Genomic DNA, 22,025 nt, shown 5'->3' with positions numbered 1-22,025 from the left:
CTCGGCGTCACCGTCGAACGGGTGATGACCGATAACGGCTCGGCCTATCGCTCGAAGCTCTTCGCAGCCGCGCTCGCAAAGGCCGGCGCCCGCCATGTCCGCACCCGGCCCTACACCCCGCGAACCAACGGCAAGGCCGAGCGCTTTATCCAGACCAGCTTGCGCGAATGGGCCTATGCAAGACCCTATCAGAGCTCGGCAGAGCGCCACGCCGCCATCGGACCATGGGCCGACAACTACAACCTCTCCCGCCCTCACTCAGCCCTCGGCGGAAAGTCGCCATGGACAAGACTGAACAACCTTCTTGGAAACGACAGCTAGGCGTGCTCCGAACGCAATGATCCTGCGGGCCATGCGTGCGTTCGGGGCCTGTGCCGGGCGGCACAGGGGCAGGGGGCAGTCCTCTCCAAGACCGGCGGCCAATCTCCTCGGAAGGGTGAGTTCATTGCCGCGATGGCCCGGGCACAACATGCAGTGTCGTCCCTAGACGTCACTTCCACCCCGTTTCAATTCCCAGGTCAGTATCGCCAGTGCGAGCCGTTCGAGCTCGAGGTCCGTCATCGGATTATGGGCGGCTGCGGCGTGGATCTCACCGGCACGCGCACAAGCACGCAGGTAATCGGCCTCCGAATTCAGCACGATTGGGCGCCGGCCAGGGAACTMGGGAGCGCGGTTTCGGCGGCGCTCTGGTCGTTCGTCACGCATTCCTGATCATCGCGTTTTTGACCGCCATCGATCGCCATCCTCGAATGCCATCATGGTGCGGCGAGAGGTTAGGCTCATCGCTGCCGATGACAACCCTGCGTTGCGATCGTTGGATGGTTTCGTTAATCAAGCACTAACCGCTGGGAATGGCACCATGAACAGCCGCGGCCGTTCGACCTTGACCTTCGCCAGCAAAGCGGGAGCCGCCACGCTTCAGTCGCGCAGTCCCGACGCGATCGGGTTGGCGAACGAGGCGATCGCCGGCAGCAGGCTGAGAACGGTGCCGACGACGAACAGCAGGGCGATCTGCAGGAATTCAGGCTTGTCCAGTGCGATCGTGAGGCGAAGGCCGGTCTGCGCCTCGATCAGGCCTGACAGGACGCCGGCAGCAGCACCACCGAGCAACAGCCCGGCGATACAGCCGAGCGCCATCAGCAGGGCCATGCCGAGCCAGATCACGAGCAGGACGTAGAGCCGGGATGCGCCCATGGCACGCAATACGGCGTAGCGCCGCCGCCGCAGCCCGGTCACCGCAATCAGCAGCAGAAGGATCGAGGCCAGCACCAGCGTCGCATTCAGCGTGGAAGCGAAGACAAGCACACCACGCGCGTCGCCGAGCGAGCGATAGATCCCGACCAGGACTTCGGCGGGAAAGAACGCCATCGTCCCGCCCTGGCGATACTGGCTGCGCAGGGCATAGGCCCCGGCCACGCTGCGCGGCTTGACGACGATCGCGGGCACGCCGGGCACAGGCACGCCATCGAAGGGCGGCCCGATCGTCTCGGTGCCTGCGGCGTGTCCATTGCCGAGCCCGTGAACCTCCCAGACGCTCTCGATCGGTACCAGGATCGCGCGGTCCCAGGGCGATCCGAGCGGCGGCAGGCGGCCGACGATGGTGTAGTCGTGGCCGGCATGGCGGTGTCCGGCCTCGTCCTCATCCTCCTCGCCCGCTTTATGAGTCTGGCCGGCAACACCATGCGACGGCGTGATGCTCTCGCCGAGCCGATAGTCGACATCGGCGCCGATCAAGGCTTCGCGTTCCCTGGCGAAGAGGCGCCCCTCGCTCGGTGTGACGCGGCCCCAGCGCGTGGCAAAGGCCGCGGTCGTGCCGATGATCGGATAGCCACGTGTGACGTCGCCGAAGGCGATCGGCGCGAAGGCGGCGACACGCTCGTCCCGGGCCAGCGACTGCAGGACGCTTCCCTCCATCAGCGGGATCGCGTCGAGCTGCAGATAGACCGTCGACATCAGCAACTGGGTCTGGCTGCCGGGCGCACCGATGAGGAGGGCGAAGTCATCCGCCGCGGCGGCCGAACTCTGCCGCAGCGCCCGCTCCTGCGCGCCGATCGCCACGCCGACTGCAACCGCCAGCGCTATCAGGACGACAATCGCGGCCGCCGTCCAACGCAGGGCGCGAAGATCGGCGAGGATCATTGCGAAGGGGTTCATGCGGCCTGCTTCGCAATCGGAGACGCGGCCTTGATGTCGAGCCGATGCTTCATCCGCGCCAGGAGCGCGGCATCATGCGTGGCGCAAATCAAGGTGGCGCCGGCCTCAACGGCCGCATCGACCAGCAAGGCGCCCACCTCATCGGCATGGGCCGCATCCAGACTGGCCGTGGGTTCGTCGGCGAGGATCATGGCAGGCTGCCGGCAGACCGCGCGGGCAATCGCAACCCGCTGCTGCTCGCCACGTGAAAGTACTCCTGTCCGGCGGCGCAGATCAGTGAGACCCATGCGCGCGGCGACGGTCTTGGCATGCTCCCGCTCGGCCGGGCCAACCCTCCAGGATGAGAAGGTCGTGGGCAGCGTGATGTTGCCAAGGATGTCGAGTTCCGGGATCAGGTGGAAATCCTGGAAGACGGAGCCGAGCGTCGAGAGACGCCAGCGGTCGCGATTGCCGGGCGACAGGGAGGAGATCTCCGTCTCGCCCCATGAGACCCTGCCTGTGCTCGGCACGATCAGCCCGGCAATCAGGTGCAGAAGCGAGGTCTTGCCGGAGCCTGAGGGGCCGCGCAAACCKATATGAGCGCCGGAAGGCACTGTGAGTTCGGGAACGTCCAGCACGCGGAAAGGGCGCCCGTCGCCGCCGCGATGGTCGAGTGTCACGTTTGAAAGCCGCAATGTCCGAGCGGCGGATCGCTCAGGCGAGTGTGAAGCGGGCATCGACGAGTCTGATCTGGCTGACGAAGCCGGTTTCCTGATCCGTGGCCGAGCCTATCTCCAGCCGACCCGACACGACGACCTTGCGACCGGCGCTGACCATTGGCGTGATCTCCTTCATGAAGACGACGACGATGTCGACTGGCCAGTCGGCATCCGATTGGCAGAACGGGCAGATCGCCAGCGGCTCGCGCGTGAGCACGAAGAAGTGGCTTTCCGGCTTCAGCGGAGGCGCCATGTAGCCGGTCAGGCGTACCTCTTGTCCGCGCAGGGCCGTGACGCGGTCCGAAAACTGGAAGCCGAGCACGCCGAAGGATCTGTAGAGGCCGTCGAAGGCGATCGTGGCCGGCTCCGCCGCTCGGACATCCCTGCAAAGCAGGGCCACCGCGAGACCCGTGAGGGTCACGCGGCGGGTGGTCAGCATCTCATGGCGTTGCCGTTGCATCGCTCGTCCCTGTCGGCGGATGGCCGGCCTACTTGCCGCCTTACTTACTTGCCGCCCAGCGCCAGTGCTTCCGCCATGACGCGGAAGACATAGGTGTTGGGCTTATGGCCGCGGAACTTCTCGGCGCCCGGGCCCATCGCAGTCAGGATCACGTCGTCGGCGGAGTGGACGCCGCTATTGGCGTCGAAGGGCAGGTTGCCTGTCCGGCGCGCGGCCAGCGGGCCGGTGCAGTCCTTCTCGTTCGCGATATTGGTCTTGCCATCCGGGCCCTTGACCGCCGGCACGCGTTCGCCGGTCATGTCCGGGCGGCCGGTGTCGCAGGTGTCGGGATAGCTGCCATAGACCACTGCGAGGCGGCGCGAGGTGTCGACCTTGGTGGGGTAGCCGTCCACGTCGAGCGGGCCGTAGTTCGGCGGCACGGAGTCGGCGTAGACGCCGAGCTTGTCGCGCAGGAGCTGGCCCGGACGGTCGTCGTCATAGGTGCCGATGATCGAGATCGGATGGGCGTGATCGGGCACCACGATGATCAGGGTGTCGTTGCGGTCGCCGGCGAAGTCCTTCGCCACCTTCACCGCGTTGTCGAGCATGATCGTATCGAACACCGAACGCTCCCAGTCGAGCGAATGGCTGTACTTGTCGATGCGGGCCGACTCGACCATCAGGAAGAAACCGTCCTCGTTGCCCTTGAGCATGTCGAGCGCAGCCTTGGTTTGCTCTACCACGTCCGGCTGGTCGGGGAACTTCGAAACCGTGCCCTTCTTGGTMAGCCGCAGATCGAACGCGCCGTCGATGTTACCGGTGTTGTAGAGGCCGAGCAGCTTTTTCGAGCCGGCCGCGACAGCCGCGTTCATTTCCGTCTTGGTGGTCGCGAGCGTGTAGCCCGCCTCCTTGAACTTGGCGATGAAGTCGAGCTCATCGGTCCGCTTCGAACCGTGGGTCGCCTTGGACAGGAAGTTCGGGGAGCCGCCGCCCATGATCACGTCGGGCTGCACATCGTGGAACATCTTGACGATGTCGTTGAAATCCGAGCGGCGGCGGGTGTGGGCCACCATCGAAGCCGGGGTCGCGTCCTCGATTTCCGAGTTGGTGACGACGCCGATCGCCATCTTGCCGCGACGCTTGATCACCTCGGCGATGGTCTCGACCTTGGGATGGTCGAGCGTCAGGGCGTTCTTGGCGCAGTAGACGCCGAGTGCGTTGACGCAGGATTTATGGCCGGTGGTGTAGGCATGGGCGGCATTGGCGCTGTCGGTCACGATCGAGTCCGTGCCCGAGGTCGAGATCAGCGCCATGTTGGACATGTCGTCCATGGCGAGCTCGCCATTGTAGCGACCTTCGTCCCAGCCCTTGGAGAGAATGCGGGCCGCGGTGCGGTTGGCGACCGACATGCCGTCACCGATGAAGAGGATGACGTTCTTGGCGCGGCGCGGCTGGGTGGTGGCGAAGACCTCCCATTTGACCGTCGCCTTGTTGGTTCCCTGCTTCGCCTCGACGGTATAATTGCCCGCCGGAAGCGTCGCGCCACGCAGCCACAGCGCCGAATGCTTCTGGCCTTCCTCGTTCTGCATGAAGGTCGTGGCCTTGCCGAAGATTTCGGCGGCCGGCTTGCCGTTGATCGTGACCGCGACATCGGCCGAGGTCGGCGCGTTCGGGAACTCGACCTTGAAGTCGAAGCGCGAGCCCTCGAGGATTTCGGCACGGTTGATGGGATAGATCGTCTGCGCGGCGACAGGGGCCGCAGCGAAGGCGCTGCCAATTGCTACCGCATGCCAAAGCGTTCTCAGTTGCATCCCCAACCTCCGATAATCCGTGATCCCTTGGATGGGGTGAGCTAGTTGCAGCCGCACATGACAGGATGGCGACAGCCCTGCATGTTGTTGAATACCATCCGACCACGCCTGCCCCAACATCAACAGGGCATCCAGGGACGGCCTGCCCGACCGATGCGCGGTTGCACCATTCCGAAGACGGGCGACCTCGACGCCCGCGTCCCGGGCATGAGCGACGCGAGGGCGCGTCCCGAGCCGCCAGCGCGTGCCCCGATGGCCGGCCCGTGTGAGATTGCCAGGGGCCGATCGTGGCTCGACCTCAGGAGGCGCTGCGGTTTCGCCTAGCAGGCGAAGGACAACCTGGCGCCGCCGGATGCTTCGATGGACTGTCCGGTTACCCAGCGGAATTCGTCCGAGAGCACGGCTGCGATCACGGCGCCCACATCGCTGGCCTCTCCGAGACGCCCCAACCCCGTCTTCTCGACGATGGACTGAATGATCTCCGGATAGCGATCGAACGCATCGTCGCCGATCCGGGTCCTGGTGGCGCCCGGCGCAACGGCGTTCACGCGGATGCCGCGGCGGCCGAACTCCTTGGCCATGTAGCGGGTGAGTACGGTCAGGCCGCCCTTCATCGATGCATAGGCGGAATAGCCCGGCTCCATGCCGCTCTGCAGGGTCGAATTGCTCGTCACATTGACGATGGCACCGCCGTCAGCAAGCACTGGAAGCAGAGCCTGGGTCAGAAAATAGGGTCCCTTGAACAGCACCCGCATGAAGGAGTCGAAGAGCTCCTCGCTGGTGTCCTCGAACAGGGCCATCTGTCCGAAGCCCGCATTGTTGACGAGGTAGTCGAAGGAGCCTGCGTTCCATTCGCGCTGCAGCATTGCCGTTGCCTCATCCCGGAACGCCGCGAAGCTGTCGCTGCGCCCGACATCCAGGTGCAAGGGAACCGCCTTGGCGCCCCTTTGCCTCGCTGCCTCGACCACATCGCGCACGCGATCCTGGCGCTGCTGACGCCGACCGCGCGTCGTGTCGCGGTCGGTGTCAGTCGGCGTTCCGGCGCAACGGCCGGTTTGGCACGCCGCAGGGATCGAAGCTCTTCCTTCCCAGGTGAGGGATCGGCTCAGGCCTTGATCGTCGTCGACTCCTGGCTGGTCCGGCCGAACAGGTGAGCGCTGGCCGCCACTTGCGCCGTTCATTTGGTTCTGGGATCGCTCGCGCGATGGCAATCACGTGGTCATCTTGGCGACTTGCTCAAGGCAATGCGCGCGGCTTTCGACGAGGCGCGTCGCAAGGCTCCTTCCATCATTTTCATCGATGAAATTGATGCAGTCGGGGATCGGGAGAAGTTCGCCGACCACAACGCCCAGTACTGCACGGAAGTCGTCGCAGCCTTGCTCGAATGCATCGACGGCGCCGAGCAACGAGAAGGGGTGATTGTGGTCGGTGCGTGCAACCACCCGCATCGGCTCGACGCCGCTCTCGTTCGACCGGGACGCTTGGATCGCCATGTCCGAATGCCTCTCCCTGACGGTCCCGCTCGAGAGGGCATCATCCGCTGGCATCTTGAGAATGCGCTTCAGGGCGAGAGCCTGTCTGCGATCGTCGCCCGGACAGAGGGCTGGAGTGGAGCTGCCTTGGAGCAACTCGTTCGCGAAGCCCGTCGGTTGGCTCGCCGGGCGCGGAGAGCCATCTCGATCACGGACCTCCTGGCGTCGCTTCCGCCCACAATTGCGATCCCGGAAAAGATGATGCGCCGCACGGCCATCCACGAGGCCGGCCATGCCACCGTCGCAGTCGTGCTGGAGAGGCCTTTTGAGTTCGTGGAGATCCGCGACACGGCCGAACTGGCCTCGGGGTACCAAGCATTGGGCGGCGTCCAAATCGCCGGGAGTAGCGTCGCCGAAATCACGACCAATGCGCTGCTTGACGAGATCTGTTTCCTGCTGGGGGGCATTGCTGCGGAGGAGGTCATCCTGGGTAGTCGGTCGGTTGGCGGTGGTGGGATCCGCGGTAGCGACCTTCACCTTGCGACCCTCGCCGCGCTGCGGCTTGAGGCATCCTATGGACTCGGCAAAGGATTGGCGTTCCTGGCGGCGGATGGAGAGGCCGATCTCTGGCGCCTGCTCCACACGTCGCAGGCCGTTCGCGAGCGAATCGAGAAGATTCTAGCCGAACAGATGGCCAGGGCACGTTTGCTCGTCGAACGTCACCGGATTGGGGCGGATCGGGTGGCCGAAGAGCTTTTCGGAAAGAAGCGCATCGGATTCGCCCACATCGCAGCCCTGTTCTCAGGTTGGGACGCCGTCCGGCCAACTGCTGAGATTGCTCCGGATTGCGGAAAAGTGGCCCAGGCTCAATGAAGATCATGCAGGACGAGCAAGTTCAGCGCATTCGCGCCGCCGCTCGCTCGGTGGAAAGCCCGAAGGTTGCGCTACTTGAAGCGCTCGCCGACTTCGCCCGGACGTCGTCGGCTGCGGAAACCGATCTCGGACCGGTCTCGTGGGGGGGCGGGCCGGTCGGTCAAGGCCTATCGCGAGGCCCGGGGTCGGCCAGACAGCATGTGATCGCGATCTCCGTTGAAGACCTCGCAGAACTGCTTGAGGTCGTCGCCAGACCTGAGACGTTTGCGGAGGCTTTGATTGCCGAAGGATTCCAGCCGGCGTCTGGGCCCCAGCCAGCGCTGCGGCGAGGAAACAGACGCAATCCGCTGAAGAGACCCTAACGCCAGAGGAGCTTAAGACAACGAAGCGGCGCCGGCGCCACTTGGTGCTATCCGATATCCACCTAGAGTTCGGTCCTTTCAGGCTTCCACGGATCGTACGATTACCGGGTTGGCCCGACGCGCGTTGTTTCAAACCAGGCTGGGTATCCAATGAGCGAAGGCGGTCGCGAGAAATCCAGCGCTCAATCCACGTTCGCTATCGAGACCAAGTCTGTGACGAATATGGGTGAAGCCGGATAGTCCGAATTCGCCAACAAGCTCGCCAAAGCCAGTGACGCCTTATCGGAACGTGGAAACTGCGCTTACGGACTTGAGCCTTCGAGCCTACCCGGACTTGCACACAGGTGTTGCCCGGCTACGGCGCTATGTGGGCGCGCGCCGGGCAACCCATGTGCACAAGCCCTAATCGTGGTGGCGAACCACCTGGTCGCTGAGCCTTCCCCTGCACGAGGATACGGATAATCGCGTGCTGCATTCTTTCCCTCGGCTCAAACGAACTAGCCGATTGAACCGAGGGACGGTGGTTGGGCAGGCAAGCTTGATAAGTCGGAATAGGGCGCGGCGTGTCATTATAAATGCTGAATCGCCGCAGTCCGTCCAATTGTGATGAGAGGGAAAGTTCGCCGCAATCACACGAATTTCGCCTTGTTTCATTGGCGCCGTTGCATGAGTTTCGTCTTCACCCTTCCGCGCTTGGGTGCAAAGTTCTTCCGCAAACCCGACGCGCATCACAAGATTTCCTTTCACCTCGGGCAGCAAAAAGCCCGGCTCGCGTGGTGCGAGCCGGGCTCTCTTCTGTTCAAGATTGGCTAGAGGTTTTGCGGGATCTCCGCTCGCCGGTAGAATGTGGCCGGTACGGCCGGCTTGCCGAAGCAGGGTTCGATGCCATGCTTCATGAGAGCCTTCTTCAGGGGCGCGAAGTGCGTGCCGCGCTCACGAGCTATCTCTTGAAGTGATCCGAATGTCGTCTGAAATGTTTTCAAATCAGCTGCTCTGACGGCAGTGTAAGGACATCTGTTGATCGGACTGACCGCGGTTTCGGATGGAAGGATGCCTGATCGAACGAGCGCATCAACAACTCCAAATGTTGTCCGTAAGGATGCCTGGACGACCGTCAGTGTMAGCATGTCGCCGTGGCCACCGCGAACAAGTCGCCTGACCTCCATTACGTTGACCAGCATGGCCATGTAGCCGGTCTCGCCGATGATCTGGCCAACCCAATCCAGCTTGCCGTCCAGGATCGCGCGCACGATCTCCACCGCGCTGCAATTGGCGCGCTTTGCTGCCTCAGGGATCCGATAGATCGGATCGGCGTGGCCCGCCGTGACCTGCGCCTTTGCCGATAGCGCCACGAGGAACTCGTCAAGCTCCCGTGTATCGTAAGCATAAACCTTGAGCACCTCTTGCCCGGATGAAACGAAAGGCGTGATGAGTTCAGCCTGCGCCAAGAGCCTAGTATGGACCCGCCCGGCATTCAGGTAGTCTTGGGCGTCGCGTTCACTGATTGCGTGCTTGGCTTTTAGCAGGAACTCCTCAGCCTGCGCTGCAGAGAAGAGTACGCGGTCATCCGTCAACTCGCGATGGTCGGGCGAAATCGTGCCGGAGGCGGCGAGAAGGCGGCGCAGTCGCTTCGGATGGAGGCCGGTTTCGAGCGCTGCAGTCCTTATGGAATGCAGCCGCCGCTTTTCGACGATCTGGCGACCGTACATTTGATCATCCGGTCCGACCGGCGCCGTCTCGCGAACGAAGTCAATCAGGACAGCCCGAAGAGGATCGTAGTCCTCCTCATCCATACCGGCCAGCCAAGTGTGGAGTCGTCCGAACCAGGCTTGCGGGCCACTGCCATCGCTGTAGGATTCGGGATATGTGGACCGCATCCGCTCAAGAAAGGCACGGATGCCGAGGTGGCCGCCGCTCGCGATCTCGTAGCCCGCAGCTCCTGCCTCGCGCCACTGGTGGTCTGTCAGGGCCTTTATCGAGGCCTTGCGCCCGAAGACCTCGACTGCCCCGATCATCTCGCAGGTCCGCGCGGCCGTATACCAAGGCAACGCGCCCAACCAGGTGTGGTCCTGCTGTCCTTCAAGGCGATCKATCAGGTACCTCTCAATAGGAGACAGCCGCACCTCCTGAGCCTCGGCCGCCAAACGCGGGATCTTCACCAGAGAGGGGGCGACGCAGCGCGCGAAGTCGTGCAGCGGGGCCGGGGGCTCCTCGTGACCGATCTCCACGAGCATCACCCCATGATGCCGGCAAGCCCGGATAGGATCGAGGAGCCAGTGGACGCGACCGCTGGCCATCCAGGGACTGGCCTCGTATGCAAGGTCCTCAGCGATGCACCGCGGGCAAACCAGCACCCTGGCGCGCCTCAAGCTCGCCTTCTGCATCTTCTGGCCGCGGTGGTTGAAGCCGGAGCCGATCTTGGTKATCGTCGCATTCTGGAGCGGCTCGACCGGGCAACCAACCAACTCAGCGACAAGCTGAACCGCTTCCGGCTTGCCATCGACGATGGCTTGGAATGGTGCGCCCATGTCGAGGGCGAAGCTGCCGACGGACGGGGCGTTGTGGCGAACCGCCAGTCTGGAGATCAGGCTGGCGGGTGTCTCGTCCGTGCGCGGCGGCACGGTGGGAAAGATGCGCATCATTGCTTCCCCTTCTTCGACTTGCGGCCGGCCGACTTCGGCTTCGGATCGTCGGCGAAGATGGGGTCGGGCGGCATCCTATCGAGCAAGACCAAGCTGGCATCGATGTCGGGCCAATCCGGCGCGATGAACGGGTTCATCCGATCCCCGCATCCGGTCCGGTCTGCGAACGCATCCGCGAAGTGGTGCATCGCGAGCTCGTCCTTGGCCGACATGAGACAGTTCTCGATCGCCTCATGGATCAGTTCCACGGCGATGCCGTAGCGATTGAGAGCTGCGTGGGCGAGGCGAGGCCCAATCTTTTCCGCTAGGCCCTCGGGCGTCGCGATCGCGGCGGCGGAGCAGCAGCGGGACAGCGCTTCGGCGATGAGCATGTTGTCGCCCGGCATCGACAACGGCGGCAGCTGGATGAAACGCCCCCTGCGCCGCACCTCGTCGATCTCGCGCATGGCCGGGACGAGGCTGGGCAGGCCGCTGATGACGAGGCCGACGGGCCAGTCGTCCGAGACCATGATCGACTTCATCGACTTACGGATCGTGTCGATCTCCAGGACGTTCGCGTTGTCTGTGAGATTATGCAGTTCATCGAAGTGCAGGAGGAGGATACCTGCCGTCTTCAGCGCCTCATGGACGCGGGCCCAGAGCAGATGCTCGCGGAGATCCCGCGCCAGCGGATACCCAAGGCCGTGGAGTATCGTCATGCCGAGCGACTTGAGCGTGCACGGCGCCGGAACCGTGACGCTGACCAGAGGGCAACCGGAACCAGGCTGCCCGTAGCCCTTCAAGGCCGGGTGGGTCCGGAACAGCCGATCGATGGAAGCGGTCTTGCCCGTCCCGGCTTCGCCAACCACGACAATGGCACGGGCTTCCTTGCGGGGCGGGTTGACGTCGGTCTGACTAAGCGCGCGCTTGCTGACGATCGTGCGGATCAGGGCGTCAAGGCTCTTGCGGAGGCGCTCGTCCAGGTCGGTCTCGACGTACTCGGCACGAACCTGCGCCATCGTGTTGACCACGCGCAGTTCGGACTGGGGGAGGCAAGCGCGGAGCTTTTCGACCGCGGAGGTGAAAGGCGTGTCGCTCACGAGGTCAGCTCCTCGACTTGATGATGCGGGAGGGAGTGGACTGTGGCTGCGGCGGCGCCGAGTTCGGCTTGCCGCTGGGGATGGCCTTGTCCATCAGATCGGTGGGCGCCGAGGCTGGAGCGGTCGCTGCGTCTTCCGGAGAGGGGAAGCCGAGACCGATCTGCAATTCGAGGGTGTCGAGCTCCTGTTGGCTCGGGCGCGTCGCGAGGATGCCGGTGCGGAGCTGGGCCTTGCGGGCCATTTCCCAAGCGTCGCGAATGGCGGCAGCCACGATGGTATCGGTCAGCTTTGCCTCGGCAACGAAGCGCCGCCTCAGGTCCTTGGATGCGGAAAGCCAGATGGAGGTGGGCACGTCATTGAAGCACGGGCGCATGCAGGGAACCGCGACCCACCCTGTGCCGAGGCGCACGGACACGTGCCCCAGATCCGAGGGATCGAGCTTCACTTCGATGTCGGCGTCGCCGTGATGCCGCCGGTGGGCCTGTAGTTCGAGGCAATTGTAGAACAAGCCCAGGCATCGGACGCCTCTGGTGGACACGGTCCGCTTCAGGTCCGGGCCGAAGATGGCGCGACGGACGTGACGATCGGGCGCCGGGATGATCCCGAACTTGGCGACGAGGCGGGACCAGGCGTTCGCCGGCGTCTCGCCGCCTAGGCCTGCATGCGGCGTGTTGTGGTAGACGTCCACGACCCACCGAACCAGGACGTCGCAAAGCTCCTCGATGGTGAGGCTTGCCCTTTCCTCGGGCTGGTAGTCGCCCTTGGCGTCGACGGAGCCGAATGACCGCCCGGTGAATGGCGCCAACGCCTGGCCCTCCATCGTGCGAAACGCCCTTTCGATGGTCCCGCGCAGCCAGGCCAGCCCGGCCGGTGGAGCGTCCGGGTCGCAGCCCAGGTCGATGATCGCGCGTCGGAAGGCTCCCGCCATGAATKCGGCGCCCTGATCGTGGACGATGGATTCTGGGCTGCCGTGGTGGTCCCAATCGGAGCCCGCCCCGACGGAGTCAGCATACCGCCGCTTCGGCGTGACCACCATCTCGAGGGCCTCGATCGCCAGCTCGGCGCTGACGCCTGCCGCGACCTTCATGCCGAGGATGACACGCGTGGCGGCGTCGATGGCCACGCAGGCCCAATACCGCTTCTTCTTGAGCTCGTCCTGCTGATCCGGCGACAGGGCCTCCAGAATCCCCACATCCTCAATGAGCGTCATCAAGTCGATGCGCCACTCGTCCATCTCGACGCGCTGCAGGGGGCGCTCAACATCGGGGCCGTTTGCCACGATCAGAAAGCGCTTCATCGCGGCCGGCAGGCCGAACCGCCCCGCGTAGACGTCGAACGCAGGCAAGGTCCTGATCTCGGCGCCCAGCCGCTCGTAGGAGGGGGCCTTCAGGGCCGGCAAGCCCTGTGCGACACGCTCGTGGTTGATAGCATCGAGAGTGGCCAAAAGCCGGAGGTAGACAGCGCGGATCGTCGGTCGATTCTCGGACGCATACTGGAGCGCGAATTCAGCAAGCAAACGCCGGATCGCCGGATCGAGCCGGACGGTGACCCGGTCCCCGCTGCGCCGGTATCGAGAGCGCAGCGCCGTGGCGCGGAGCCCCGCGTTCTCGAAAGCCTTCACCCAGTTCCTCAGGGTCCGAGGGCTAATCGCGAGCGCCGCTTTCTTGTGTCTCGGGCGGACAGGGATGAGATTGCCCTCGTCGTTTCGCTTGGCCTCTGCCTTGTGCAGATGGTCGACGTAGGCCTTGTCGATCTGTTCGATCGCCAACTTCATCGAGGCGTCGGACCTCGTCGCCTTCTTCTCGGCCTCCATCTTGAGGAAGGCCACCGCGTAGTAGCGGCGCGCCAGAACCATTTCGCGCTCGTCGATCGGGATATCCGCGACGATATCCACTTCGCTTTCCAAGCGAGCTGCGATTGCGGCGAGATCGAACGCGCCGCGATCGAAACGGAACCTCGCGGTCTGAGACAGCAGGTGCAGCCGCTCATGGCTGAAGTCCTCGATCACGCCGGGATCGTCGACGCGGGCGAGCACATAGCCCTGGGGCAGGCGCTTGCGCATGCGATACTCGATGCCGTCGATGCCGAGACGGTCGTCGGGGCCGATGCGGAACATGGGGACGTGCACGTTCATCACGCGACCTCCCCACCGTTTGCGGCCGTGACCTGCGTCGCGTAGCCGATGCGCGACTGGCCAACGACCGAGATCACCCCGTTGGCAATCAAGCGCGTGATAGAACGAAAGGCATCCCCGCCGCGGCCGCTCTCGCGGACGAGCGTGCCGATCGTGGTGACCGAGGTCGCCTTGGCCAGTGACAACACCGCAGCGTCGAGACCCTGGTCAGGCGCCCTACGGGCGTGATGCAAGAGCGCCGAATTGTGGACCAAGTCGCGCGGCAGGTCGGCATCCGTGATCAGCAGCACGCCGTCCGCGAAACCGCGCGGGAGCTGGGTTGCGATCGAAGCGAGGACATCGGCGAGGCGGTGGCGCTCGGCCCGGGCCTTCGGCTTGACCGCCACGGCCAACTTACGGCCATCCTTCAGGGTGACGAGGAAATCGAAGGTGTGGCGGTGCTTCTGGCCAGCGGCGTCAAACCATACGACCGATGGCGGCTGCTCCCTCAGGTCCGCGACCACGGGATGCGTCAGTAGGAAATGCGCGGCTTTCTTTTCGAGCTCACTCTCGCACATGATCTCGCGCAGCTCTGCGCCGCCGACGACAGACGGTCGGCAAGCGCCGCGGCTTTTCCCGTGCACATTGCGGGACGTGACTGAGCGGCCTGGAGGATGCCAGGCCGGCGCGGGGGAATTGGGGAGGTTCTGCACTTGTTCGGTTCCAGTCATTTGACGTGCGACCGCAATCCTGCTCCGTGCAGTAAAAGACTACTTGCGTAGGTTTACGCAAAATGCTTCCACTAACGAGCGTCGGGTTTGGTCTTGCACTGAGTTCGATTGCGCTCCGCTTCCAAGGTTTCCTGGGCCTCGAATGGAAGCGGAAGATGGATATGGGCATACAGGTCGTTGATCAGGGCGCCCGTTCTTGTTTGATTAATGACCATGAAGCATCGGCTACGCGATGTGTTCATGCGTATTCTCTATCATTCAGAACTGAGTGGTGAGGCGCTTTTAGTACGACGATGAAATCGTATTCTTTGTTGCGATCTCCATTGCTATTTGTTGTCTCTGCAGGTCACGGCAACTCTTCGCCGCTTCCGCCCGAACAGCTATGAGCGAATCTGCTTGGATCGTCGATTCAGAGATCTTGCTGGGTGTTCTTCGGCAGGGCCAATCATCCGTGGATTGGAAGCTGTTGAAAACTTGCCGGCGCTTGACATGTGGGGTTGACGAACGGTTGGCCAAGCCGCGGACTACGATGATCAATACTGCTTCAGTTCTCGCAAGCGCCTCGAGGATCAGCAGAATTTTGATCCGAACGGCCGCTTCGACGTTCAGTGCATGCGACGAGGCGCGCGGGTTAGAAAAAAGGGCCAGGGTCGAAAATTTTCTTCCGGGCTATCCACCATTTCGTTGTGGCAGTCAGTTCTTTGATCGACTCTTGTCGCCGCATCGCGCACGTTCAACGCCTCTAGCGTGACTGGGCGTGGCATCGCGTAGTTCTCCCGCCCGCACATATCGGCGGCGGCGCAGTACCTCGTGCAACGATGTTTCGGATCTGAACGTCAGAGATCCGACGAGCCTACAATCGTGCGTTCGAGGTAGGCGCGAATTTCGGCTAACGACGCGACGTCCCCTCTGATCATTATGTCCACAGGCTGAAGGCCGCCGAGAGCCGAATTCGGTCGCTTTATCCACGCGTAGCCGCGAGCCGGTTCCTTGAACAGCAGGCGGAGGTTCTTGTGAATTCCGATCAGCAGTGAGAGCCGGACCGCCAATTCGTGATCGAATGGGCCATATTCAGTAGCACTCTTCCAGCGCGCGAACGTTTCTCTATCGAGATTTCCGAGGATCCGACGCGATTTTTCGTCTGAGAGCTTCCACTTTTGGAAGAGTCTCACAACGGCAGCGGCTGCCGCCTCCAATTCCGTAATCGTGAAACCTGACTCGTTGGAAGCTGCTGAGGTCGCGCTAGCCCCGCGAGATGCCGCTGAACGCTCCCTAACAGACCTTTCCTGCCGACCACTGCCCTTCAACTTCCGTCGCGCCCGCTTCATGAACCGGGGGCCCGCGTTCGGCACGAGAAGAACGTGAAATCCGCGTGCCGCGGCACGCGCCTGATTTGCGTCGTGAGATAGTCGACGACTGCCACGATTGGATAGGGACTGTGCGTTTGGACTGGCTCCGTCTCGACAACACGGATCGGAGGACCACCGTCAGCGAGTTCGTCAAAGAGCGGCCTGAGAAGGACGATTTCGACGCTGAGCGAGAGGAGTGGGCGCAGCTCTTTCGCTGCGCGGACCAAGTGAAACCTCTCGCAGTCGGGAACGCCAATAAAGCTCATGGGCCGTCGGCCTCCAGCTCTGGCGCCGGCGCGTCAGTGGGCGGCGATGCGCACTTCCCAAGGCGATACCAGCGCGAAAGTGTGCGAGCGATGGTGCGATCCTGACTGATCCAGATAAGCGGGCTCGTTGTAATGAACCGATCTCCAAGGATCGGATGCCCGATCGATCGGCCCCAGAATACCGTTTGACCGGTGAGGGGATCGCCCCCGATCATCCAGTCCTCAAGGATCACGGCCTCTCGCAGATCAGACTGAGACGGAATCCAGCCTTCTTCGAGTCGCCGGAGATCCTCAGCGGCGGCCGTAATCTTCTGCACCAATTCCCGCATGGTTCATTCTCCCGATGCGATGCGAGCAAGCAGCCGGCCTCGCTCGCCGGCCGCGGCTGCGTTGCAGTGATGTGGAAGCGGGTCTGAGCTTAGGGCGAGCTGGTTATGGTCGGTCTGTCTGCGCCTTGAGCCGCTCGAAGTCGGCCCGCCGTTGGACAACGGATGCCAGGGCGCACAGTGCATCCACGGGATCGACACCCAGCGTGGCCGAAAGATCATGGGTGGCCTTGAGGAGCCGGGTTTCCACCTCGGGTAGAGTTTCCGCCGTCCGATCCTTCTTGAGCACGTCATCGAGATGGGTCACGCGCACCTCCCAAATTCGTCCTGAGCCTCGCTGAGTTCGACAGGACCGACCTCGACAATGGATTTGATGTCGTCGCCGGATAGATAGCCTTGGGCATCAAGCGCATTGGCGAGCGCGAGCAATCTGCCCCTCTTTCGATCGAGTAGAAGGCGGGCCTTTGTTTCGGCCTCGTTCAAGTGTTCGTTGACCGCCTTATGCAGCTTCGGGTGCTGGGCGAGATTTCTGATCTCGGCAAGGTAAGCGCTGCCCGAGCTACCGAGCCCGCATTGCGTCTCGACTAGCATCGCGAAGCCGGTCGCTCGCGCCAGATCGGATGAGATGCTCATTCCGGCACCTGCACTCGCATCCCCCAGAATGAGGCGCTCGGCAGCTCGACCGGCCATGAGCACGATCATCTCGCTTTGAAAGCGATCAAACGTGGCCGACCCTGTCAGGTTGCTTTCGAATTCGAAGAACCCACCCCGAGAATGGAGAGAAATTCCGCAGACCGACCCGGCCTCCAACTCGTGAGCAGCCAAGGCATGGCCGCTCTCATGGACAGCGATGCGCCAACGTGCGTCCGGCGAGAGGGCCGGTGCGCTCGCGGCAATGGTCGACAACAGCTCTTCGAGCGTGAGATCGCGCCTGGCGCGCCGGGCGGTGCCTTTGGCGCGACGAACGAGCGCCTCGACATCGGCGCCGGTCGCGCCACGCGAAGCCAGCGCCAGCGGTGTGAGATCGATGGATGGGGGAAGCGCAGCCCCGATGTAGTACCGGAAGATCTCGACCAGCGCCGCGGCATCCGGTCGGTCGATCTGGATTTCTCGATCAAGCCTTCCAGCCCGTTTGATCGCAGGATCGATCCTATCGGGATGGTTCGTCGCAGCGACAACGACAACGCCAGACCGCTCCTCGATACCAGCGAGCTGTTCGAGCAAAAGATTGACGATCTGCGTCCAGTACTCGACGTAATCGCCTTGAAGCTTGGACCGGTCAGAGATGCCGTCCAACTCGTCGATAAACAGGATGCTAGGCGCCTGCCTGCGCGCCTGCGAAAATGCATCGCGAATGGCCTGCAAAGTGCCGGATAGATAGGACGCGGCATTCCACTGCGCGACTGATGTCGAGACGAGCGGAACTCTCGCCGATTTCGCCAGCGCGCGAGCAAATTGGGTTTTGCCCACGCCGGGAGGCCCCGACAGGAGGAGGCCCTTGTGATCGAGATCAGCCCAGCTGAGTTTCCCCGATCTGTACTCATTCAGATCGTCCGCTAGCTGCAGCCCCCACTCGCGGGCGGCTCCGTACCCAGCCAATTCATTAAGTGAGGGCCCCTCTATCAGGTATTCGCCCTTCTTTCTGACGACGTCTTCGATCGCGTCGAGGCATGCGTCGCCGGCGCGGCCGAAGCGGAATGCCAAAGGGAGATCGTCGACATCGAGCAGCCGGATGAGGTCAGGGTCCATTGCGCGCGTGGGTGCACGTCCGGTCACCACCTCGATAACCAAAGCGATGGCGGATTGATCCAGAGAGGGAAGCGAGAGACGAAACTCTGCCGTGCGCATCAGCGCTTGCGGCAAATGCCGAGCCGGATCGGCCGCGATACCCATCACCGGAATCCGACGCTGGAGGGCCGCGGTGATCTCTTTATTGCCCTTGTCGGGTCGGTCCTCTCTTGCAGCGCCATCACGGGCAACGAGGATCGCACGGGTCTGCGAGCCAACAATTGAGCCGGCCTCCATCACACGCGAGTGCGACGGCAGCACGCAGCTCTGGGTAACCTCTTTGGCCATGTCAACGAGGTTCGGGCTATGAGTGGTCAGCACTACGATTGGAGCATCTCGGCGGATGCGACGCGCCAAGCCAGACACGTCTTCGACTGCACGTGCTATCAGCACCGCAACGGCCGCCAGATCCGGCCGGAGGACCGAAACGCGATCGTCGTCGAAGCTGTCCTCAAGGTCGTCGATCAGGCGCTCCAACGCCTCATCCGTATACTCAGCGCGGAGCATGGGCTGGATCTTGGCTCCTGCCTCCCGGGCCAGGATTTCGAGGTAAGCCCGCGCCAACAGATCCTTGCGGGCTGGAATGGAGTCGCGGTCAGCTGCAGACGATTTTCCACGCGTCATGAATCCTCCCGTGCGATATTGGCCAGAGAAGGCGATTGGAGGGTGAGGGCGGCGCCGAAGAGGCGCGGCAGCCGGTGAGCAGCCGTCGCGGCAATTGCCGCGATAAGGCTGGCGGCAGCCTTCAGCCCGCTCAGTCGATCAGGGTTGGTTTGCCAGCCTCAATAGTCGCTCGGGCTCGCAAGACAGTTCATCGAACTCTTCGTCCAGCAGTGCCGAGATATCGTCATCACCGAAGAGGCAGGCGGCGTCATGTAACCTCTTCGCCAAGGGACGGGCCCTGGTATGTCCCCCTCCGAGCCCAAAGCCGCCCGCCGCGGCAAAACTGCGAGATCCTCGGTAGGCCAAGCCCAAGCGCTTCTGGTCAACCATGAATGGCTCCGCGATGTGTTCGAAGACAGCAGCCTTTGCACTTGGGAGGTGGAGGGGCTGCTGGTCGATTAGATGGAGCGATGGCGGTAACCTGCCAGCAGTTGCGAGGCCGCATATGGACATCGGCAATCGCTGCCGCTGGTCGCCATCAGCGCGGAGATGCCATCAATTCGCGCTGAACAAGATAAATTATATCAGTGATATAAAAAATGGATACAATTTGAGTGAAATATGGTTAATGCGACGCCGCTTTGTCGCCGTCGAACAATCAGCGGCGTCCGGCGCTCCGAGACGTGTAGACCACGACGCMAACGATATCCTCGCCGTGCACAAACTGCGCACCGGCATGTTCGAGGGCTCGCTTGATCCTCAAATTTAATGCAGTCTTTGGCGCGGCATAGCCATTTTCGAAGTCATTGATCGTCTTTTTGGACACCTGCGCGTGCTCCCGCAGCCAAGACTGTGTCACATTTAGCAGCTCCCGGGCGGCCTGAGAGAGAAACCCTGGGAGCACGCGATCCGGTGGCATCGGCATTAAACCTGTGGCGCTTATAGGAGGAGGGGAGCCGTCGCCAAAGTGAAAGATTTTCATACCGCTGATGGAATTCCATTCTCTGATTGCGTCAGATGTTCTGGCGTTGGGGCTTGTCTGCTCGTCAGAGCGGGCGCCGGGCTTCGCGCTCCGCACTTCCTTCAAATCCGCATGAAGAGAAGTCGGATGCTGCGAGCGATTAGGGACGGCTGGCTTGACCGGCATAGGGGCGCCTACACGACCATTGGTGGCCGGTTAAATGGACTGACGCCTCGGATTGTAGGATTGCACAATCAGTTCTTGCAAACGGCAAAAATGCCGACACTCTCAGTGCCTTGCCCAGCGGTCATCACGCTGGGCTCCAACGCATGGCAATTGTGCTCATAGTCGAGGGTACTTGGATTGATATCTTTCTTGAGGAGCTAGCCATTCTGAGAGAAATCGAAGGGGATCTTGCTCCCCAAGCATTGATCTGGCCAACGCGAGGCGCGCCTCAATTTCGGCCCGGCGCTCGTCATCGACCTTTGCTAGGCGCATTTCTGCCTCTTGAAAGAAGCGTTCGACTGCGGTAGCGGCCGCCCACTTCTCCATGATCTCCGCAAGCTGCTCCTTGCTGTCTGCCAGCGCTCGTTCGACAGCTCTACGGTCCTCTTGGCGGCGGTACCGTTCTTGCGCTTCGGCCCACTCCTTACGGCGCTGGGCGGCAGCCTTTTCCTCTGCGAAGATCAGAGCTCGGAGCTCCCCCTCGGAGCTTTGCAGCCGTGAGACTATCGAGGGGACAAGCGACTTGAGGTCAGCCGATTGTGTGTCCTGCCAGCTCGCGGACCATTCGATGTTGGCGAGTGGACAGTACGCGACGAACCGAAAGCGGCCGCAGGGTAGGTCTTGATCCGTGGTCCAGGAGTGAGTGAGCTGCCAGGGCCGGGCGGAGCGGACCAACTTGCTGTCTTCGCGGACATAGGAACCGTCTAGGTACCGCATCGTCACGCGCTCGGTCATCTCGGTCAGCACCAAGCCGACGGGGATCGAACCGACGTAGGTGATCGTGGGGCGGCGCGGCGACCAGATACTGCCCGTTTGGTAGCGCCCATACTTGCGGTCTTTACGAGGAACTTCTTGCTCGTCGACGTGAATGCGCCGCATCTCCTGGTMGGCCGGCGCGAACATGACGCGATGCCCCTTGAGATCGAGTCCGTTGTAAATCTCGTTTGCGATGTCGAGCGCGGCAGCGAGGTGGTCGGCCGAGGCCACTATATCGGGCAGAAGATACTTGTACGGCCGGAGGAACTCGTTCTGCTCGTCGGTGCGCGACTTTTGGAAAGACTCCTCGACGCCGATCAGCATGGGGTGGCGCATCGGCTTGTAAGGGCGATCTGCCGCTTTCCTGTCCACACGGCGGTACACGCGCTTCGGCGGAGGCGCGGAGAGCCGTGTGCCTCTATCCCAACGGACCTGGTCTCCGGGCAATGCGGCGGGCAGGCCGGGACGGGGCGCTTCCTTGCCCACCGCCTTCTTCTGCCAGTACCCAGCGGGCGGCCTTGGCACGTTGAGCGCCTCGCAGATGCGCGCGAGGTGGTAGTGAGACACGCCGAATTCTTCAGCCAAGTGGTTGATGGGTTTGGCCCAGACGCGCTCATACAAGTCGTCGCGTGCGATGCCAGAGGGGGCAGATCGCGTGGTTTCCGTGTCCATTCTTCCTCGCCGCCGCATTCAACCGAGCCTCACAATTTCGACGAAGTGAGGGGGCAAGTGAAGTCCGGATGGCCAAGAGGGGATTTGCTAAGTGTTCGAAATATAGTTGTACAATGTCATTGGAATATCGCCGGCCAAGAGGATGAACAGTTTCTCCTGATTGCCGTTGCCCCTAGTTTTTATCCAGCGTTGAGTTCGTTTCCGGCGATTTCGGAGCCCGTTCGGGCCGGTGAAGCGATGGGCTCTGCCGCTGTGCTTTTCACATTGCGCGGCGCCAGTGCCCGGCGAGGGGTGAAGGTCGAGGCGAAGGCCGTGGGGGTCTGCCAGCCGAGCTGTGAGTGAGGGCGGGCGGTATTGTAATCGACGCGCCAGGCGGCCAATGCGGCCCGTGTTTGCGACATCGACGAGAAGAGCGTCTCGTTGAGCAGTTGGTCGCGCAGGAGGCCGTCGAAGCTTTCGATGAGGCCGTTCTACATCGGCTTGCCGGGCGCGATGTAGTGCCATTCGACGCGGGCCTGATCCGCCCATGCGAGGATCGCGTTGCTGGTGAACTCGCTGCCGTAGCACATTGGGAAGAGGCTCGACCGTTGCCTGACGGCGCGCGAAGCCTTGCGTAGCGCAGCGCGCCGTCACGGCGGTCATGGCCGGCCAGAAGGTCTCTAAAGTGAGGTTGTCGAGACAACACTTTGGAGCGAGGCCAACCAT

At 62.7% G+C, this 22,025-nt stretch carries 18 protein-coding genes and 1 pseudogene; 3 read left to right on the top strand and 16 right to left on the bottom strand.

Annotation, left to right across the window (positions count from 1 at the left end; genetic code table 11):
* A partial coding sequence (locus AC1DIO_RS32920; RefSeq protein WP_476854725.1) for an integrase core domain-containing protein occupies positions 1-321 on the top strand: 321 nt, incomplete at its 5' end.
* Positions 322-483: 162 nt separating this feature from the next.
* On the opposite strand, the gene AC1DIO_RS32915 is transcribed toward AC1DIO_RS32920, so the two are convergent.
* From AC1DIO_RS32915 to AC1DIO_RS32890, 6 genes are all read right to left on the bottom strand, one after another.
* Positions 484-639 carry a hypothetical protein gene (locus tag AC1DIO_RS32915; RefSeq protein ID WP_441489968.1) on the bottom strand — a complete coding sequence of 52 codons (156 nt, stop codon included), beginning with the start codon at positions 637-639 and terminating at the stop codon, positions 484-486.
* Between the two features lie 279 nt (positions 640-918).
* Positions 919-2,154, bottom strand: coding sequence for an FtsX-like permease family protein (locus AC1DIO_RS32910; protein ID WP_441508068.1), 1,236 nt, complete (start codon positions 2,152-2,154; stop codon positions 919-921).
* Positions 2,151-2,813, bottom strand: coding sequence for an ABC transporter ATP-binding protein (locus AC1DIO_RS32905; protein ID WP_441508069.1), 663 nt, complete (start codon positions 2,811-2,813; stop codon positions 2,151-2,153). Before AC1DIO_RS32905 ends, AC1DIO_RS32910 begins: the two co-directional genes overlap by 4 nt.
* Before the next feature lie 34 nt (positions 2,814-2,847).
* Entirely contained in the window at positions 2,848-3,312 is a 465-nt protein-coding gene (locus tag AC1DIO_RS32900) for a hypothetical protein (protein WP_441508070.1), read from the bottom strand.
* A 44-nt stretch (positions 3,313-3,356) separates the two neighbouring features.
* Positions 3,357-5,102, bottom strand: coding sequence for an alkaline phosphatase (locus AC1DIO_RS32895; protein WP_441508071.1), 1,746 nt, complete (start codon positions 5,100-5,102; stop codon positions 3,357-3,359).
* Positions 5,103-5,422: 320 nt separating this feature from the next.
* Positions 5,423-6,283: an SDR family NAD(P)-dependent oxidoreductase gene (locus AC1DIO_RS32890; RefSeq protein WP_476854724.1), complete on the bottom strand. Its 861-nt coding sequence runs from the start codon at positions 6,281-6,283 to the stop codon at positions 5,423-5,425.
* Between AC1DIO_RS32890 and AC1DIO_RS32885 the strand changes: the two genes are divergently transcribed.
* Both AC1DIO_RS32885 and AC1DIO_RS32880 read left to right on the top strand, forming a co-directional pair.
* Complete coding sequence (locus AC1DIO_RS32885; RefSeq protein ID WP_476854726.1) at positions 6,260-7,447, top strand: AAA family ATPase; 1,188 nt, start codon at positions 6,260-6,262, stop codon at positions 7,445-7,447. The genes AC1DIO_RS32890 and AC1DIO_RS32885 overlap by 24 nt on opposite strands.
* A 1,028-nt stretch (positions 7,448-8,475) precedes the next feature.
* On the top strand, positions 8,476-8,622 hold the full coding sequence (locus AC1DIO_RS32880; protein ID WP_476854723.1) for a hypothetical protein: 147 nt from the start codon (positions 8,476-8,478) through the stop codon (positions 8,620-8,622).
* Here the strand turns inward: AC1DIO_RS32880 and AC1DIO_RS32875 are convergent.
* The 10 genes and pseudogenes from AC1DIO_RS32875 to AC1DIO_RS32830 all read right to left on the bottom strand — a co-directional run.
* The gene (locus AC1DIO_RS32875; protein ID WP_476854722.1) at positions 8,619-10,448 is read right to left on the bottom strand and encodes a TniQ family protein; all 1,830 of its coding nucleotides are present in this window, start codon (positions 10,446-10,448) and stop codon (positions 8,619-8,621) included. The genes AC1DIO_RS32880 and AC1DIO_RS32875 overlap by 4 nt on opposite strands.
* Positions 10,448-11,530 (bottom strand): ATP-binding protein, encoded by a 1,083-nt coding sequence (locus AC1DIO_RS32870; RefSeq protein ID WP_476854721.1) that lies wholly within the window; start codon positions 11,528-11,530, stop codon positions 10,448-10,450. The genes AC1DIO_RS32875 and AC1DIO_RS32870 overlap by 1 nt, the downstream gene beginning before the upstream one ends.
* A gap of 4 nt (positions 11,531-11,534) precedes the next feature.
* A complete protein-coding gene (locus tag AC1DIO_RS32865) occupies positions 11,535-13,664 on the bottom strand; it encodes a Mu transposase C-terminal domain-containing protein (RefSeq protein ID WP_476854720.1) in 2,130 nt (709 codons plus the stop codon).
* The gene (locus AC1DIO_RS32860) at positions 13,664-14,221 is read right to left on the bottom strand and encodes a TnsA endonuclease N-terminal domain-containing protein (protein WP_476854719.1); all 558 of its coding nucleotides are present in this window, start codon (positions 14,219-14,221) and stop codon (positions 13,664-13,666) included. The genes AC1DIO_RS32865 and AC1DIO_RS32860 overlap by 1 nt, the downstream gene beginning before the upstream one ends.
* 989 nt (positions 14,222-15,210) lie before the next feature.
* Positions 15,211-15,702, bottom strand: a complete 492-nt coding sequence (locus tag AC1DIO_RS32855) for an antitoxin Xre/MbcA/ParS toxin-binding domain-containing protein (protein ID WP_476854718.1) — start codon at positions 15,700-15,702, stop codon at positions 15,211-15,213.
* A gap of 283 nt (positions 15,703-15,985) precedes the next feature.
* The gene (locus AC1DIO_RS32850; protein WP_476854717.1) at positions 15,986-16,318 is read right to left on the bottom strand and encodes a DUF6634 family protein; all 333 of its coding nucleotides are present in this window, start codon (positions 16,316-16,318) and stop codon (positions 15,986-15,988) included.
* Between the two features lie 103 nt (positions 16,319-16,421).
* A complete protein-coding gene (locus tag AC1DIO_RS32845) occupies positions 16,422-16,622 on the bottom strand; it encodes a hypothetical protein (protein ID WP_476854716.1) in 201 nt (66 codons plus the stop codon).
* On the bottom strand, positions 16,619-18,727 hold the full coding sequence (locus AC1DIO_RS32840) for an AAA family ATPase (RefSeq protein WP_476854715.1): 2,109 nt from the start codon (positions 18,725-18,727) through the stop codon (positions 16,619-16,621). The genes AC1DIO_RS32845 and AC1DIO_RS32840 overlap by 4 nt, the downstream gene beginning before the upstream one ends.
* Positions 18,728-20,009: 1,282 nt before the next feature.
* Positions 20,010-21,320 carry a hypothetical protein gene (locus AC1DIO_RS32835; RefSeq protein ID WP_476854714.1) on the bottom strand — a complete coding sequence of 437 codons (1,311 nt, stop codon included), beginning with the start codon at positions 21,318-21,320 and terminating at the stop codon, positions 20,010-20,012.
* Between the two features lie 179 nt (positions 21,321-21,499).
* A pseudogene (locus AC1DIO_RS32830) lies at positions 21,500-21,883 on the bottom strand (integrase core domain-containing protein); the annotation flags it as partial.
* Between the last annotated feature and the right edge of the window lie 142 nt (positions 21,884-22,025).

The sequence above is a fragment of the Allobosea sp. 05T439 genome, assembly GCF_056396005.1.
The sequence above is the reverse complement of the archived record's forward strand: the minus strand, read 5'-3'. Positions and strand labels throughout refer to the sequence as shown.

What these genes read in the sequence shown, in the direction of transcription:
- AC1DIO_RS32850 (WP_476854717.1), bottom strand. Translation starts at nt 16,318, where the DNA reads ATGCGGGAATTGGTGCAGAAGATTACGGCCGCCGCTGAGGATCTCCGG.
- AC1DIO_RS32840 (WP_476854715.1), bottom strand. Translation starts at nt 18,727, where the DNA reads ATGACGCGTGGAAAATCGTCTGCAGCTGACCGCGACTCCATTCCAGCC.
- AC1DIO_RS32860 (WP_476854719.1), bottom strand. Translation starts at nt 14,221, where the DNA reads ATGTGCGAGAGTGAGCTCGAAAAGAAAGCCGCGCATTTCCTACTGACG.
- AC1DIO_RS32880 (WP_476854723.1), top strand. Translation starts at nt 8,476, where the DNA reads ATGAGTTTCGTCTTCACCCTTCCGCGCTTGGGTGCAAAGTTCTTCCGC.
- AC1DIO_RS32900 (WP_441508070.1), bottom strand. Translation starts at nt 3,312, where the DNA reads ATGCAACGGCAACGCCATGAGATGCTGACCACCCGCCGCGTGACCCTC.
- AC1DIO_RS32855 (WP_476854718.1), bottom strand. Translation starts at nt 15,702, where the DNA reads ATGAAGCGGGCGCGACGGAAGTTGAAGGGCAGTGGTCGGCAGGAAAGG.
- AC1DIO_RS32910 (WP_441508068.1), bottom strand. Translation starts at nt 2,154, where the DNA reads ATGAACCCCTTCGCAATGATCCTCGCCGATCTTCGCGCCCTGCGTTGG.
- AC1DIO_RS32890 (WP_476854724.1), bottom strand. Translation starts at nt 6,283, where the DNA reads ATGAACGGCGCAAGTGGCGGCCAGCGCTCACCTGTTCGGCCGGACCAG.